Source organism: uncultured Coprobacter sp. (genome assembly GCF_947855755.1).
Lineage (GTDB): Bacteria > Bacteroidota > Bacteroidia > Bacteroidales > Coprobacteraceae > Coprobacter.
Genome location: NZ_CANUAR010000003.1, coordinates 231,559 through 248,070, shown reverse-complemented (window position 1 = coordinate 248,070; position 16,512 = coordinate 231,559). Strand labels below are relative to the sequence as shown.

The 16,512-nt window shown below is 36.3% G+C and carries 14 protein-coding genes; all 14 read right to left on the bottom strand.

The genetic code is table 11. The annotated features are described in order from the left end of the window. Positions 1–278 precede the first annotated feature (278 nt). Positions 279–605: an acetyl-CoA carboxylase biotin carboxyl carrier protein subunit gene (locus tag Q0093_RS03660; protein WP_122338359.1), complete on the bottom strand. Its 327-nt coding sequence runs from the start codon at positions 603–605 to the stop codon at positions 279–281. Positions 606–625: 20 nt separating this feature from the next. Next, the gene (locus Q0093_RS03655) at positions 626–2,173 is read right to left on the bottom strand and encodes an acyl-CoA carboxylase subunit beta (protein WP_009319652.1); all 1,548 of its coding nucleotides are present in this window, start codon (positions 2,171–2,173) and stop codon (positions 626–628) included. A gap of 39 nt (positions 2,174–2,212) precedes the next feature. Beyond that, positions 2,213–2,770, bottom strand: a complete 558-nt coding sequence (def, locus tag Q0093_RS03650) for a peptide deformylase (protein WP_294176537.1) — start codon at positions 2,768–2,770, stop codon at positions 2,213–2,215. 65 nt (positions 2,771–2,835) lie between these two features. Beyond that, positions 2,836–3,255, bottom strand: a complete 420-nt coding sequence (ruvX, locus tag Q0093_RS03645) for a Holliday junction resolvase RuvX (protein ID WP_297928481.1) — start codon at positions 3,253–3,255, stop codon at positions 2,836–2,838. A gap of 169 nt (positions 3,256–3,424) precedes the next feature. Beyond that, entirely contained in the window at positions 3,425–4,678 is a 1,254-nt protein-coding gene (locus Q0093_RS03640; RefSeq protein WP_297928480.1) for an HlyD family efflux transporter periplasmic adaptor subunit, read from the bottom strand. A gap of 11 nt (positions 4,679–4,689) precedes the next feature. After that, entirely contained in the window at positions 4,690–6,156 is a 1,467-nt protein-coding gene (locus Q0093_RS03635) for a TolC family protein (protein WP_297928479.1), read from the bottom strand. Between the two features lie 18 nt (positions 6,157–6,174). After that, a complete protein-coding gene (locus Q0093_RS03630; RefSeq protein WP_297928478.1) occupies positions 6,175–7,341 on the bottom strand; it encodes an FtsX-like permease family protein in 1,167 nt (388 codons plus the stop codon). Further along, positions 7,341–8,573, bottom strand: a complete 1,233-nt coding sequence (locus Q0093_RS03625; protein ID WP_297928477.1) for an ABC transporter permease — start codon at positions 8,571–8,573, stop codon at positions 7,341–7,343. Before Q0093_RS03625 ends, Q0093_RS03630 begins: the two co-directional genes overlap by 1 nt. 14 nt (positions 8,574–8,587) lie before the next feature. Further along, positions 8,588–9,247, bottom strand: a complete 660-nt coding sequence (locus tag Q0093_RS03620; protein WP_297928476.1) for an ABC transporter ATP-binding protein — start codon at positions 9,245–9,247, stop codon at positions 8,588–8,590. Positions 9,248–9,279: 32 nt separating this feature from the next. After that, positions 9,280–11,061: an O-antigen ligase family protein gene (locus tag Q0093_RS03615; protein ID WP_297928475.1), complete on the bottom strand. Its 1,782-nt coding sequence runs from the start codon at positions 11,059–11,061 to the stop codon at positions 9,280–9,282. A gap of 415 nt (positions 11,062–11,476) precedes the next feature. Beyond that, a complete protein-coding gene (locus Q0093_RS03610; RefSeq protein ID WP_297928474.1) occupies positions 11,477–12,697 on the bottom strand; it encodes a hypothetical protein in 1,221 nt (406 codons plus the stop codon). A gap of 63 nt (positions 12,698–12,760) precedes the next feature. Beyond that, on the bottom strand, positions 12,761–13,027 hold the full coding sequence (locus Q0093_RS03605) for a hypothetical protein (RefSeq protein WP_297928473.1): 267 nt from the start codon (positions 13,025–13,027) through the stop codon (positions 12,761–12,763). 29 nt (positions 13,028–13,056) lie between these two features. Beyond that, the gene (locus tag Q0093_RS03600) at positions 13,057–14,379 is read right to left on the bottom strand and encodes an SPASM domain-containing protein (protein ID WP_297928472.1); all 1,323 of its coding nucleotides are present in this window, start codon (positions 14,377–14,379) and stop codon (positions 13,057–13,059) included. A 127-nt stretch (positions 14,380–14,506) separates the two neighbouring features. Beyond that, positions 14,507–16,456, bottom strand: a complete 1,950-nt coding sequence (locus tag Q0093_RS03595; protein WP_297928471.1) for a hypothetical protein — start codon at positions 16,454–16,456, stop codon at positions 14,507–14,509. Positions 16,457–16,512: the final 56 nt, after the last annotated feature.

Here is a 16,512-nt window from a genome sequence, read left to right as displayed (position 1 = left end):
TTTCCAACAAAAAATATTATCAGGTCATTTTTGTGTTTTCTTCCGGTCTTTTTTCCCGTTTTTCCTCGTCAGATAGCTTGCTATCCTCCTTGTAAAAACAGAAAAATATCCTCGAAAGAAACTCTCAAACCTGACCCGAGCAAAATTGAGGCAGGCTCTAAGAAATACAAATATAACGAATAAATCAAGTTTTCCAAAGAAGCCGAATACGTCTCAAAATAGAGAAAGCGTTACGGAAGTATCCACAACGCTTTCTTTTCCATACTTAGTAACAATACCTATTCGGTTTTTATTGTCAACATCAAGGCCCCCTTCACCAAATGTTCTCCGGGAGTAGCATTCAATTCTGTTACAACTCCTGCAACCGGAGATAATATGCGATTTTGCATTTTCATCGACTCTTGAACGAGTAACAAATCTCCGACCTTCACCGGCTGCCCCACTTCTACCGCATACGAAACAATCGTTCCCGGAAGGATAGAACGGATCTCGCCAGGTACAGGTTTCACCCACAACGGACGATTGATAAATTTCTTTGTCAATGTCGTTTTATATTTACGGGCTGTAACTGCAAAATCTACTAATTTCACTTTTTCATTTTCCATCTTCAATCTCGATTTATGGATTAGAACGGAGGAATTCCATGCTTCTTCGACGGACGGGATTCTTCTTTACTTCTTGCCAGAACTAAAGCATGCTTCAAGCTGACACGTGTTTCTCGCGGTTCGATCACCGCATCGATATATCCCTTAGCCGCCGCAACATACGGATTAGCAAATTTCTCGATATATTCTTTTACTTTTTCCTGACGCATTGCATTCTGATCTTCAGCCTCCATAATTTCTTTTCTGAAAATAATATTAGCTGCACCTTCCGGTCCCATCACTGCAATTTCCGCACTCGGCCAAGCAAATACGAAATCTGCTCCTAAATGCCGCGAGTTCATTGCAATATATCCGCCTCCGTATGCTTTACGCAAAATAATAGTAATTTTAGGCACTGTCGCTTCGGAATATGCGTAGAGAACTTTCGCACCATGACGAATAACGCCGGCATGCTCCTGATCTACTCCAGGCAAATAACCCGGCATATCTTCGAATGTAACAATAGGAATATTAAAAGCATCGCAATAGCGGATGAAACGAGCAGCCTTATCAGAGCTGTCACAGTCGAGCACTCCGGCCATTACCATAGGCTGATTAGCGACGAATCCGATCGTATCGCCATGGATACGACCAAATCCGATTACGATATTCGCTGCCCAAAGTTGTTGTATTTCAAAGAAATCAGAATCATCTACAACACATTTTATAATATCACGTACATCGTACGGTTGTTTCGGATCGGCCGGGATGATATCATTGATCGATTTATCAAAAATCGGTTCTTTAGGTTCCCATGCACGAGCACGTTGCTTATTGTTCCAAGGAATAAACGTCACCAATTTCTTGATTTGTTCAAAACACTCTTGTTCACTTTGTGCATAGAAATGAGCATTACCTGTAATTTCAGCGTGAACGCGAGCTCCTCCTAAATCTTCCATAGAAATCTCTTCGCCTAAAACGGTCTTGATGACATTAGGTCCTGTAATGAACATTTTCGAAATGTTTTCAACGACAAAAACAAAATCGGTCAATGCCGGAGAATATACCGCACCACCGGCACACGGGCCTAAGATTACCGAAATCTGAGGAATTACGCCTGAAGCAATCGTATTGCGATAGAAGATCTCTCCATATCCGGCCAATGCACCTACACCTTCCTGAATACGTGCACCACCGGAATCATTAATCCCGATAATGGGCACTTTCATCTTTAGTGCATGATCCATTATCTTAGTTATCTTACGAGCGTGCATCAAACCAAGAGACCCGCCTGCTACGGTAAAATCTTGAGCATAGATACATACAGGAGCGCCAAAGATAGTTCCTGTTCCGGTAATTACTCCGTCTCCGGGTAAAACTTTTTTTTCCATGCCGAAGCCCCTGGCTTCATGCTCTACAAAGAGGTCATACTCCTGAAATGAATTTTCATCCAGCAAAGCCAGAATACGATTTCGGGCAGTCAACTTGCCCATCGCCTCCTGCTTTTCAATGGCGGCTTCTCCTCCACCCATTTGCACCAGCGCTTTTTTCTCGCGCAATGCTAAAATGTCTTTCTGTAATGAAGTCATAAATTTAGATTCTTAAAATTAAGTGTGTCAATATAAGTATTATTTCTTTACTGCCTTTACCCTATAACCGCAATTTACTTTACCCTTCAGAATACTGTTCAGCTTCGATTTTATAAGCTGTTTGCGAATAGGGGAAAGATGATCGATAAACATTTTCCCTTCAAGATGATCATATTCGTGTTGAATGACACGAGCGACATAACCTTCAAATACTTCGGTATGTTCTACAAAATCCTGATCCCGATACGTTATCTTTATTTTTTCCTGACGAGTCACAGGCTCATGAATTCCGGGTAAACTCAGACATCCTTCTTCTCGAGTTATCTTATCACCGGATACTTCCTCTATATGAGCATTTATCATTGCCTTCCGGTAATTTTTATATTCAGGAAACGTTTCCGAGAGAGCATCCAAATTGATAACAAGAACCCGGATATCCAAACCTATCTGAGGAGCGGCAAGGCCTACCCCATCCGATTTATCCATCGTTTCAAACATATCTTCAATCAGTTTCTTCAAATCAGGATAATCGGCCGTTATATCCGTTGCAACTTTTCTCAGCACAGGCTGGCCATATAAATAAATTGGTAATAACATATATATTTTTTTATCATAATATGCCGGTGCTCCCGGCATATAAATCCTTGTTTCGATTTTAACAATCAAGTATGCAGCACACTTTCCATATATCCCTGTAATATGATTACTGCGCTGATCTCATCCACCAGCTCTTTATTTCGACGATCTTTCTTCTTCAGCCCGCCTTCCAACATAGACCGGTGTGCTAACGCAGAAGTAAACCGTTCATCAAAATATTCTATCGGAATATCAGGGAACAACTTCTTAAACTGTGCTACAAAAGGCTCGATGTATCGCATATTTTCTGAAGGTTGATTATTCATCTGTTTCGGTAATCCTATGATTACTTTCTCCACAGCCTCCTTCTGAAAATAATTTTTCAGAAAACCGACCAATTCATGCGTAGGGACCGTTGTCAACCCGTTCGCTATTATTTTCAAAGGGTCGGTCACCGCAATTCCTGTACGTTTTTTTCCGTAATCTATCGATAAAATACGAGCCATAATGTTGGCAAAGATAATCAAAATGAGACAGAAAAATAAGCTGTTCGTCTTTTTTATACATAAGACAAACAGCTCTAACTAAAAATATGCCTTATTAACAAAGGATTCGGGAATGTTATGGTAAAAAGGTTGAAATTAAAAATATATTCTTATCTATCAGCATCATATCTTATTTTCTTATCCTCAAATTCTCTTTATCTCTATATTTATTCATATCCGATACCACCACCTTATCACCGATATTCAAACCGTCTAATACTTCTACATAATCATAACTTCCCTCTCCTAACTTGACTGTTCTCTTCACAATATGATCTCCATCCATCACCCAAAGATTATAGTCTCCCGGGCCATTATAAAAAGAACGTCTTTCTATACGAAGAGCATCATCTCTTACCGCATTAATAACAAAGACATCAACTTTCAAGCCGGAACGCAGACGATCATGGTCATTATCATCTAAAAATATAAGAAATTGTATCATTCCATCTTTTACTGACGGAACAACATTTCCCACGATTCCCGAGAGTTCTTCTTTTCCGATTTTTACAATTGCCTTATTCCCCGGTAAAACCTTATCAGCATATCCATCCGTAATTTCGGCTTCTACTTTAAAACTACCGAGATCAGCAACAATTGCCAATTGTGAACCGGCAGGCACAGTTGCTCCAACCTGATCATTTACCCATATCAAAGTCGCATCTTGAGGAGAACGCACTTGTGCCTCTTTCATCATCTTAGTCCGTAACGAAATATTTTTCAAGGCTATATTGTAATCCAATTCCTGCACTCGAATATCCGCAGCAGAAGTTCGTTTCTGATTATTATATTTTAATTTTAATTGGTCCAGATTCATTTTCTGAACTTTATATTCCAATTCAGCTTGCTTTATTTTATCAGATGTACTTGCTCCTATACTATCTAAATATTTCTCATTTTGTAATAGCACTTTCATTCTCTCCAATCTCATTTCATCTATATCGATACTCATCTTCATCTCCGACAACTGGCTTTCCGCCACGATCTTCATCTGTTCTAATTTAAAACGTTTCATCTCCAGCTCATTCCGCTGATTCTCCATACCTACATTTGCTTCCGCTAAATCAAGTTTTAAAATAGAATCATTTTTGGATAGTTTCTCTCCGGATTTTTTATATACTTCCAATATTTTCGAAGAAATCGGCGAGGTTATTATCTCTTCCGACAGAGGAGCGACTTTTCCCGTTGCAGAAACAGAAATCCCGATTTCACCTTTTGTCACCGTTCCAAAATCAATATCTTCTAAAGGAATTCCGGCACTGAATACTTTCACCAAAACAATAAAAAAACAAACTACAGCACATGCTACAAATGCAAATTTAATAATCAATATCTTTTTTCTACGACGTTTCACCTCCGGTGAAATTTCTTTATCCATGCCCATGTTTATATTTTTTAATTTTTTATCATTTCATATATAATATCCTCATCTCGAACAAAATCATAAAGGGATAACTGTCGAATATTGTAATAATACAACCAAGAGGTATATAACTGAGAAATATATTCCCTACGGGCATTATCCCGTTCGACTTGGGCAGAATTTATATCCAAGACATTAATATTTCCCATAACGAATATATTGTACGCTGTTTTATACCGACATTGTGCAACAGAATCTGCAAGAACAGCAATATCTAACAATCTTGTCTGATCTTGAAATTGATTGACAGATAACGTTACATCTCGTTCAAAATTCATCTGACTTTGCTCAATTTGCGCCTTTATGAGCTCTTGCTGCGACTTCGCCAACCGCACTCGTCCCCGACCTTTTCCCCAATCTAAAATAGGAATGCGTATTCCTAAACTCACAACCTGACGATTCTGTAAATTCTGATATGTTCCGGATAAACTATTATCACTTCCCGTAAATCCTACCGAAGCATAAATATCTGCTTTAAATCCACGATCTACTCGTGCTTGGGCAATTTGCCGTTTTGCCTCTAACAACTGCCTTTCGATCGAATAATTTAAAGGATTATTTTTTAATGCAATATCTAAAACTTCACGTGGTGAAATCTTTACAACAGGGCATTTTTGCGGAACATCAATTTTCAACACGACAGAATCATCATATCGCAAATAATTTCGAAAAGCATACATCTTATTATCATACTCTTGTTCTGCTTTTATCAAATTTGACGAAGCATTTAATCTTCCTAATTCCAGTTGCAGCAAATCATTATCCGATATTATTCCGATCTTTTTCTTACCCTGAGCTATTTTCAACAATTCCTCAGCGTTTTTCAGATTCTGTTCTGCGATATTTTTATTTACCGATGCTAATAAAAATTCGAAATAATGCTTGACTGTCTGCATATTTACAGCCTCCATACTTACACAATATTGTTGTAATGCTTCTTTATACTTCTTGGGCTCTATACGCATCGACCATCTTAACGGTCGAGCTGTAATCAAAGGTTGAGAAAGGGTCAATCCTAAAGGGATGCTCAAATAACTTGTATTACGATCTCCGTCCAACTGGTCAATACGTTGCAATTGAGACTGTAAAGAAATAGAACCTCCCGTATAAGGAATATTTTGAGTAATGGAAAGATTCAAATTTTCGCTAAGCAAACGGTTGGTTACGAACGAATATGTACCATCTTCTTTCTGATAAGAAGACAATGACTTATCCAAGCTGGGCAAAGTGCCGTCCAAAACCATACTGGGTAACAATTCCGCCTTATAATTACGGTACGACCAATAAGCAATCTGCAAAGTATTTCTTGCCACGATTGCATCAATAGAAAAAATACGAGCTATATTTAAAGCCTGATTCATAGAGAGAGACAAAGTATCTTTCTGCCCCCACAAACAGGTAGGGAACAGAAAGACTATACATATCATCCATAGTTTCATACAACCTATATTTACTCATTATTCATAATGCAATACCTCTGCCGGATTTACACGAGAAATTCGATATGCTGGATACCATGCACTAAATAATGAAAACAAACACATCAGCAATATTGTGGTCACAACTGCAGCAACATTTTCTACGGTAAAATCATAAATAAAAAACGCCAACAGTACTGAAGGAATAGAAGCCATTACCGAAATCAACAGACTTTCTCCGAGTACCATTTTCATAAGATCTCTACGTGTTGCTCCTAAAGCTAACTGCAAAGCATACTCTTTCAACCTTTTTTTCGACTGTAACCAAAACAATCCGAATGTTCCAATAAACGCAAAAATAAACAAGAAAAAAGCCGGCACGGCTTGTGCTGCAACTGAAAGCATCGTCCCAACCATCGAAAAAGCCTTCCACTCTTCCATTGGAGAAACAAACAACTCGACATCATTATTTAAGCCGGCCCGTTTGAACTCTTTATCGCAAGCATTATAAAAGTCAGCTTCATGCCCTTTTTTCACTTTAGCGACACATTCCATAAAGGGCAAATGCTCGAAAGGGAAAAGTATCGCCTCTGACGAAGGTTCGAATACTGCATGCTTCACCCCTGCAACAACCCCGATTACCGTAAGTTCCCGATTTCTATATACAAACTTCTTGCCGACGGCATCTACCCACCCGACAGCATCTACCAATTGCCGGGAAACAACAACAGGAAGAGAGCCATCAGCCAATTTGGTCTCTCCGGTAAACCACTCTCCTTCTTCCAAACGAATATCAAATACATCAAGAGCATATTTATCGACAGTCTTTATAGCTGCCATGATTTTTTTATCGTTAATCCTGACCGTATCTCCACTATAGTTATCGCCGTCTCTCATATATGGGGCCAATCCGCTACCCACAGTCACGCTTTCTATTGCAGGATTGGTCCTTAACCGTTCAACGACAAGAGATGTTATGCGCCCGGATTCCCGTAAAGAAGCCCGCGAATTAAAATTAACCGGCATACAAGAAAACACAAATGTATTATCCGTATTTAAAAGCCCCGGATCATTATATTTTTTCAATGCCGAAAACAGAGACCCGAGACACAGCATCAGTACCAATACGATAAAAAATTGTTCTACAAAAATTTCCCAAACCTTATTCCGACGATTCCAGATCATCTTTAGCAAAAACTTTCTCATTATTCGTTTCCTCCTTTCAATACCGCTGCAATATTTTTTCGTGTAATTAAATAGGTCGGCAGCCCACCTGACAATAAAGAGAACAAAATAGCCAAAGGCAACACCTGACACCAAATAACCGACATATCAAGAGAAGCGATCAGCGACATTTTCTCATTAAGAGATCCGCCCAGAACAAGACTCTGCACCCCATAGGACATCGGTAAAACCAAAAGAACGCCTAAAATAGTCCCGATCAATACCAAAAAGAAATTTTCACCCATAATCTGAAAAAAAACCGAAATGCGGGTAGCCCCAATCGCTCGGGAAATCGCAATCTCCGAAGCCCGGCTCTCCATATTGGAAAAATTCAATGTTACGATATTCAAAGCAGGAATAATCAACAACAAGAAAATAGCAGCTCCGGCACCGTATAACATGATATTTGTCCCGTATTCTTTTATCCGCTCCTCCTTTTTAGTATAAATCTTCTCCGGCAATATGTCTACTGTCATGTCCCTATTTTCTACTGTAGCCCGCACATTGTTACATACCAATTCTTTCATCCGGGCAACATCCATATCTTCCGGGAATAGAATATTCACATTATAACAAAAATGAGCAGAAGGGATAAATTTGTTATACCGGTACGGAACCCAAACACTGGCAAGTGTAGGTGCAGAAAACATCGAATAATCGGCAACGACACCGATTATTTCATATTCAATACCTTGAATCTTAATTTTCTCGCCGACGGCTTTACCTCCCGGAAAACCGACTCTTGCCAAACTTTCTTTAATTACAGCGACTTTCTTCCCCTCTCGAGCATCCTCACGATCAAACGATGTCCCATCGATAAAACGGAATTGATACATTTTAAAATAATCGCCCCCGATAAATGACACATCTACAGCTTTCAACTGATCATTCACATAAGCAATAGAAGACTCATCATTATCGTACGAAACCATTTCATATCCTTTCAATGCCGCAAAAAACTGCTCCATTTCCATGGGATAAATTCCTCCGATATATTGTCCCTGCATATTGTAAAGCTGAGAACCGCTTACCGTTACAATTCGATCGCCATATAACATCGGCTCTGCATCGGTAGTAATAAGTTTGACAACATGCAATATAATAGCAATGAAAACAAATGCCAACGTCGTACCCAAAATATAAAATATCGCATAAGCCTTATTCCGCTTTATATTATATAAAGCTGTCTTTATATAACTCAACACAATTTTCATGATATCCCCTTTCTCTAAACGAGTTTTCCATCCAACAATCGTACTATTCGTCCTGTTTTGGAAGCAATATGCTCATCATGAGTAACCATTACCACCGTAACTCCAAGTTTGTTCAACTCCAACAAAATATCCATAATCTCTTCTCCCATGCGGCTATCCAAATTTCCGGTAGGTTCATCGGCAAGAATTATCTCCGGACGTCCGACAATCGCCCTTGCTATTGCAACACGTTGGCATTGCCCCCCTGACAACTGGGACGGGAAATGCTTCATCCGATGCGACAGCCCCACCATATTCAAGACTTCTTTTACCCGCTCTTTCCTTTCGACAGCAGCAACCCGGCCATATAATAACGGCAACTCAACATTATCCATAACATTCAGAGAGGGGATCAAATGGAAATTCTGAAAAACAAATCCAAGACTCTTGTTCCGAAACCGGGCAGCCTCCCGATCACTCATCCTCGATACATCCGTATCATGTATCAGTATAGTTCCGGCAGTCGGTTGATCCAGCAAACCGATCAAATTCAACAACGTACTTTTTCCGCAACCCGAAGGTCCCATTATAGAGACAAACTCTGACGAATTAATCTTTAAACAAATATCATCCAATGCGCGTGTCTCAATGTCTTTCGTTTGAAAGATCTTACTTACCGATTTTAATTCTATCATAAAGCAATATTTTATTTATTATTGTTTTTATTTCAAAATATATTCCCATCAACAGGTAAGAAAATCGAAAAAGGACAACTTCGACTATCATACCATTTTCGGAATTTTACCTCATACCGATCTGCCAGAAACTTATATTCATACTCTTTCTTTTGATAAATACGTTCTATCTCTGTGCTTCTTCCTCCCAAAAGAGAAAAACGACGCATATAAAAATCCCCTTGATGCTCATGTCCTCTACTATATTCAATTTCGGCCAAATAGTACCATGGATATACAAGATTCGGAAGTATCTTCACACTTTTATCTAAATACTTCTTTGCCGAGACCGTGTCACCTATACATAAAAAAATTTTCCCGTATTTAGCCAAATAAATCGGATCGTCCGAATCTCGATTTGCGCCTTTTATCAAAAAATCAATAATATTTTTCTTCACATAACTATTATCCAAAGCACATTGCTTCCACAAATCTGTCTCTAAAATTTTAGGAGATAATTTTATTGCATGTGCTAAGAGAGACACCGCACGTTCCATTTCCCCGCTTTTATACTCAAGGTTAAAAGCTCCAATACAAAACAGAGCATTATCCGGACACTTTTCCAATAATCTTCTCGATATATTTTGAGCAGAATCCCTCCGTCCAATACATTCTAACAAAACAGACATGTTATAATGCAACATGACATCTTTAGGATTTATAGAAATAGCTTCCCGTAAATATTGTATAGAACTCTCTAAATATTTTTTATCCTTAGAATCGTTATATTGCAGCCAATTTACAGTACTCCGATTAATAAGATATGGCAAATTTTCACGAGTTTTGCTTATATAAAAAGATGCAGAATCGAGACGAGATAAATTAGTATTTTCCAGACACTTATAATTAAAATATTCATTTCTATTATGACGAACAATAAAAGCAGTAACAAACGAGCATAATATAACAAGAGACAAAACTGCTATACTTCGTAATTTAGGACCTGCAGAAATTACCATATATCGGCATGAAATATACCGGTTCTGCCAAATAGCCAATAAAGTAATCAATAAAACCTGAATACCCTCACACTCAAGGAGAGAAGAAAAAGTCATTTCCTTTATTCCAACGGCCAATATTGTCAATGCAATAAAATACGATCCTCCATCTTTTTTCTCCTTTACAAAGTACCAAAAAAAATAACCTATAAATAATCCGAATATCAAAAATCCGGTTATACCTTTCTCTACCCCCAGCTGCACCAATACATTCGGCGCAAAATTAGTAAATGCTACATCCTCTTTCTCAAAGAGTAAAGAATCCACTGCCAAAGAATAGTTACCGGAACCAAATCCAATAACAGGCTTCTCTTTAAAAACAGTCCATGCAGCATATAAAGAAGCGATGCGACCGGAAACACTACGTTGCTGAGAAACACTCTCTCCCCAATGCATCGATTTAAGCACATCTTCATAATACGGAATTAAAGCCAAAACTATAATTGACAATGTCAAAATGAAAATTCCAATTTTTTTTCTCAAAGACATCTTAGAATAAAAGAACAAAACAGTACTACCCAATAAAAAAACGGATAATGCCAAATTAGCCCCGCGCGAAAACGTAAATAAAATATTTATTATGACAAGAATCAATGCAACGTATAAAAAAATCAGCCACACCCTGCTATCACGACAATACCATCCACATAATCCCAATATGCCTAAATAAACAATAGAGAAAGTATTCCACACATTATTTAAATATCCTAACGGTCGATAAAGGAATTTGAAACCAGAAACATTATTATCCCAACCCACATTTGATAAATTTTCCACAAAAAGAGAAAAAGAATAGAGGGCAATTATGGAAACTAAACAAATAAGAACAGAATACCATTTTATCAAACTCTTTATTCTATCTTCTGTATTTAAATAAAATCGAAGGACAAAATAATAGCAGACCAAAATAAATGACGAAGCCAAATATGAATAACCAGCAATAGGATTAGGCGATAACAATAAGGAAAACACATCATACAATCCAAATAGAAAGATGCAAATATCCAAGCCGGAAATTTTAAAATCACTATGCGTATAAATAAGTAATATCGACAAAAAAACGACAGCAAACCATCCTGAGAAAAAATATGTATCTTCAGGTTTAAAAATCAATAATATCCCCAAGAAAAAAATCAATAGGATACAAAAAAATTGTCCAATATGTTTTACATTAATTTCTATCATAAACTAATTACCTCTGATTTTTTTCTATATATCTCCTTTTTAAATTGTTCAACAAAGGCTTTAATAAGTTATAAAAGAAAAACAAGATTAATCCTAAAATCAATAATTGGGAGAAAAAACTCTTTAATAATACATAGTCAGGCATCTTACCTACAATAAGTGAATTAATTACACGTTGAAACAAATATGGAAAGTCTGAAACAAACGCTACTAAAAAATGGGGTATTATAAAGAAAAAATAATATCCAAAAAATACATTCACCACAATCGTATAAACAATTGCTATTGTTTTTTCCACAGGTTTTATCGTCAATAAAAACGGATAACTCCCCGCATTCTTCTTCCTTATCTTTTTTATCCAATAAGACAACAGTTCATTGGTTCTTTTTCGCAAATTAGGTATGCCCAACAAATCACTCATCATCCAATAACCGTCGAACTTAAAGAACGGATTCATAGTCAATAGGAAATTCAAATTAATGACAAACACAAAATATATGAAGAAGTCATTTGGAATAATAAATGAAAGTAAGATAAGCGGCAATAGAAAAATCAGTTGAAAATATACACCAGCAAAATTGACGACAACTCTCTGCTTTCGGGAAAGTGTCCAGATTTTAGTAACATCTGTAAAAAAAACCGGAAATGTCAAATATAATCCCAACCCGATTCCTCCATGTTCCACTTTAAAATATCTACAAGCCGAAGCATGCCCCAACTCATGAAAAAAAGAAGATATAATATAAAGAGCAATTAACCCAACTATATCTATAAACTCAATATCAAATATTTTTGTTACAATATCTTGCTTAACAAAAAAAAGTATCTCTAATATTATAATTAGAAATAACAACGGATACAATACAGATCGTTGAAATAAGCATTTCAATTTATCTGAACAGATAGCAACTTGTCTTGCCGTCAAGATATTTAATCTCAATAAAAAAGATTTTGTAGTTTTAGAACTATTTTCTTTAAAAATAGGAGCAATATAAATATCTGCCAAATGCATAACTTCTTCCTGAGAATACGACCTTCTTCGACTTTTAGAAAATAACTCTGTTGCATTCTCCAAAGACCCTCCTTGTTGAAAAGCCTTAATAAGATCTGCAACGGCAGCTGTTATTTCCCAAAATCGTTCTCCGAAAGCGACTAAATACCTATACTCCCTACTTGAGGTTTCAAATGTCAAAATACTCAGGTTCTTTATGTCTCCAACATTATCCATTAAACACCTATTTAAGAACATCTTGCACCAATAATGTACAAGACGTTCTTCAAATTTTAAGAATTACTTAGAAAAAAACTCTGGACAATCAAGATTTGCCCCATCACAAGGGCAAGTATCACCTCCATGCTCACAGGTATATGTACCTTTTTTACACGTACAGCTAAAATCAATGAAACATAAAGGATCTACTAAATTTCCAAACAATAGAGGGTCTGTTTCCAATCGTTTTTCCAACTCTTCCAATGAGAATTCATTGTACAAAGAATCATTTAAGGAGACCAAATCTTCAGATTGCTTCTCTTTTTTCTCTTCTTGATTTTTCATCATCTAAAATTTATTTAATAAGTTATTAATTATTAGTGCATTTCTGCCCTATACTTTTTATATGCCTGAATAACATATTTCTCAAAAATCAATGAATAACTGTCACAAAAGTTAGACTCAAAACTCCCTCCATTAGCAAGGACTTTACCCATGCAACCTCCACCACAAAACAAAGCATATTTACAATGAGCACAATCTGCCACAGTCCCAATATTACGATTATGCCATAAACTCCGTTCTTTTTCATTCCATACTATATCATCTAAATAAGAACCTAAACAACGCTCTCTCTTTCCTACGGTATCCCAACAAGAATAAATTTCCCCATAGGGATCTAATATATAAGAATTGGTTTGAGAAGGACAAAATATCGTATGGAACTGTATTTTTGAGGAATTTTTTAATGCCCGATAAATTTTCGTAAAGACACCATAATCCTGTCCCCAAATATCAGAATCATTCTGCTCCTGCTTTAAAAGAAATTCTTCACGGCTTAAGTATTCAATTTTTTTATTCAATTCAGAAGTTTGAGTATTTTTTTTCACTTTATCAACATCCGATTTTTCACCACACAACAATGCAGAATAAAAAGAAAATGTTTTATAATTATAAAAACCTAATTCATAAAAATAATTTTTCAAATTTCGCATACTTGAAATATTTCTCCCGTCCGTATTTGCCCGGACAGAAATAGAAACACCTGTCTTTAACGCTTTACCAATATTTGCAATAATTTTATCAAATGACTTTCCGTCTTTATAATGTATGCGACGTTTATCATGGTATTCCTTTTCTCCATCTATCGTAATTTGTAGAAATTTAATTGATTCCGGACCTAACAAATCAAGAAAATATTCTAAATCATATCCATTAGTCACTGCATCAAAATTATAACCTAAACTCTTTCCTTTTATAACAATATATTCTATAATCTCCCTATTTGAAGCCATCAAAGGTTCACCACCGTATAATGTAATCGTTTTAGCACGTAAATTCTTATTAGGTTCGATTTCTTCCATCGCTTGGTAAGCTCGATCAACCATATCTTTATTAAAAATTTTTTTAGACCATTGACGTCCTTTTCCAGAAATATTCCCTTCATAACAATAAGGACACCTGAAATTACAATCATAAGCAATCATCAAGGTAAAAACCTTACTTTTAGTTTTCTCATATCTATTAAAAAGAGAAGTAAAGTTTTTTAAATACTCGTATTCTTCTTGTTCAGATTTATCCGTAAAATATCCTCGAGCAATAAGTCTATCAAAAACATCTTTAGACAATGGAATATTATCATAGGAATATCTTTTCTCTGGTTGAAGGCAGTTCATTATCTTTTCAGACGCAATATCCATAGCTCCTGTATATCCATGAATCAATAAAGTCTTACCCGGTTCATCCTTTATTACAACAGGAATGGTATAAACTGAAGGTCTGTATAACTTATTCATAACAATAAATATTTAATATAACATGATAATTCTACCACCAAAAAGTACTTTTTCCATCAAATGTAAAAATTCTTTCCTCTTGACCTTGTGTATGATTATGCAACCATAATACAGCATTTCGAGGGACATCAGCAAATTCGACATAATGTGTTTTAGCCTTTTTCCGTCCTAAACTCTTCCATCCTTTTATAGAATAGTAAAACAACTCATACTCATCTCCAATAGCCACATTATTTCCATCATTTCTCGGTAAATAGACAATTTTCTGTACTGCTACAGGTTTCGGAAATTCAAGTCCTACCCAAGCAGAATCAGGCTTAGAAGAATCAAAAAAAGTCAACGGATCATTATCAAAAGCCGATTCTTTCGATCGTTTCGGATCATTTCCCCACGTACCATCCGTCCCTATTATTTTCCCCGACGGATTCAGCAATTCTCCATTTTCCCCCCAAAATTGTAATTCTGCAATATTCCCATATCCTGCAATAGGAGAGACATGTCTCCAATAGCGGTACTTTGTAAGAACAGAATCCAAAGGAATCGTAACATATAATCCATATGGGTTTTCCTCAATTCGATGTAATACTATCGCATTCTTAAACTCGGGATTATCAGCAGCTTGAAACTCCCCACCAATCATATGAGATGCCACACCAACCATCCTAAATTCAGCAGGGTATTTGCGATATATACGTAAATTATAAACATTTAACGTATCAGGTTCATAATAATGTATTCTACCTCGAGAATCAAGTAAAAAAGGATAATTAGCTGGTTGCATTTCCCTATCAACATAATAAGAAGGCAAATAAACAATATCCCGTCCTACTGAATTAAATGTTGCATCACCAAATCTTATCTTTGCAAAACATACAGGAATCCATTTTTTATTATTAAAAAGACTCAAATACATAAATTGACGATTTTCTTTAGGCAAAACTTTAATATCCACATCAATATCAGAAGTCTCAAGATATTGCGAAGTCACATCTTTATAAAAAGGGCTTTTTAAATTCGAAGGAATAGGCTCTCCTTTACAAACCGAAGCTAAAGACTCTTTATTACGGGCAAAAGTTGTCCTATATACTTTTGCCATTTTTGCATCCGGTTTATGAATAACATCCGGATTAACATCTACACCGCCAAAAGACAATTCCCGACCATTATTACATAATACGACATTCCACGAATGCCCCATATTCCGATAAGCCCACTGCGGTGTAAAATCTTTTACGACAGGTACACCTTTTGCTCGCATTGCAAAAGTCGCTCGGGCTCCATAACTATCACAATCACCAATAAACATCCGAGCTAAGATTGAATACTTCTCTATAGGAAAAGCAGGTGGCAAAAGATATACACCAGCCTCTTCTCTTAATCGATTATTTATTTCACAACAAGCATGAAAAGCAGAATGTCTCCATCCTTCATGATACCCATGAGCCCATATATCGTTATATTTATTTTTTAAAGAATCACGCCAAAATTCGATAGGTTCATTACCAACTCTATATGGTAATATATATTCGCAAAATTGGTCAAATGATAAATGTTCTGCATATCCCCCTTTTGGCCACACTTCAAATGCCCGCTCTATATTATTAATAAGAAAATTTGCCGTTATGTGCTCCACATCCTCAAGTCGGATCGCATTTTCCGATAATTTATAATATTCAGCAATACTATCTATTTTTTGTTTTAGAGATTCTTTATCTGTTACAAATGAAAGCAATGAGTCTACCGAATCATAATAAAGATCAATATATCTACCACCTAAAGAATAATGTCCAGGCATATTCTCTATCAAAAACAATGCAGCCCGATATTTAAGACTATCTTTTGGATCATGGCTATAATAGTCCAAAACAGCTTTCAATTCATCGGCATTATCTCCTGCCATAGACAAAGCCCTATTAAGATCAGATTCTTTACATCCAATAAAACAGAACAATATCAATAAAGTAATAAAGAATTTTTTCATGGGATAAATAATATTCCGATTTGTTTTTCAAAATTAATACTATACGGAAATTAACA

What these genes read in the sequence shown, in the direction of transcription:
- Q0093_RS03660 (WP_122338359.1), bottom strand. Translation starts at nt 605, where the DNA reads ATGGAAAATGAAAAAGTGAAATTAGTAGATTTTGCAGTTACAGCCCGT.
- Q0093_RS03655 (WP_009319652.1), bottom strand. Translation starts at nt 2,173, where the DNA reads ATGACTTCATTACAGAAAGACATTTTAGCATTGCGCGAGAAAAAAGCG.
- def (WP_294176537.1), bottom strand. Translation starts at nt 2,770, where the DNA reads ATGTTATTACCAATTTATTTATATGGCCAGCCTGTGCTGAGAAAAGTT.
- ruvX (WP_297928481.1), bottom strand. Translation starts at nt 3,255, where the DNA reads ATGGCTCGTATTTTATCGATAGATTACGGAAAAAAACGTACAGGAATT.
- Q0093_RS03640 (WP_297928480.1), bottom strand. Translation starts at nt 4,678, where the DNA reads ATGGGCATGGATAAAGAAATTTCACCGGAGGTGAAACGTCGTAGAAAA.
- Q0093_RS03635 (WP_297928479.1), bottom strand. Translation starts at nt 6,156, where the DNA reads ATGAAACTATGGATGATATGTATAGTCTTTCTGTTCCCTACCTGTTTG.
- Q0093_RS03630 (WP_297928478.1), bottom strand. Translation starts at nt 7,341, where the DNA reads ATGAGAAAGTTTTTGCTAAAGATGATCTGGAATCGTCGGAATAAGGTT.
- Q0093_RS03625 (WP_297928477.1), bottom strand. Translation starts at nt 8,573, where the DNA reads ATGAAAATTGTGTTGAGTTATATAAAGACAGCTTTATATAATATAAAG.
- Q0093_RS03620 (WP_297928476.1), bottom strand. Translation starts at nt 9,247, where the DNA reads ATGATAGAATTAAAATCGGTAAGTAAGATCTTTCAAACGAAAGACATT.
- Q0093_RS03610 (WP_297928474.1), bottom strand. Translation starts at nt 12,697, where the DNA reads ATGGATAATGTTGGAGACATAAAGAACCTGAGTATTTTGACATTTGAA.
- Q0093_RS03605 (WP_297928473.1), bottom strand. Translation starts at nt 13,027, where the DNA reads ATGATGAAAAATCAAGAAGAGAAAAAAGAGAAGCAATCTGAAGATTTG.
- Q0093_RS03600 (WP_297928472.1), bottom strand. Translation starts at nt 14,379, where the DNA reads ATGGATATTGCGTCTGAAAAGATAATGAACTGCCTTCAACCAGAGAAA.
- Q0093_RS03595 (WP_297928471.1), bottom strand. Translation starts at nt 16,456, where the DNA reads ATGAAAAAATTCTTTATTACTTTATTGATATTGTTCTGTTTTATTGGA.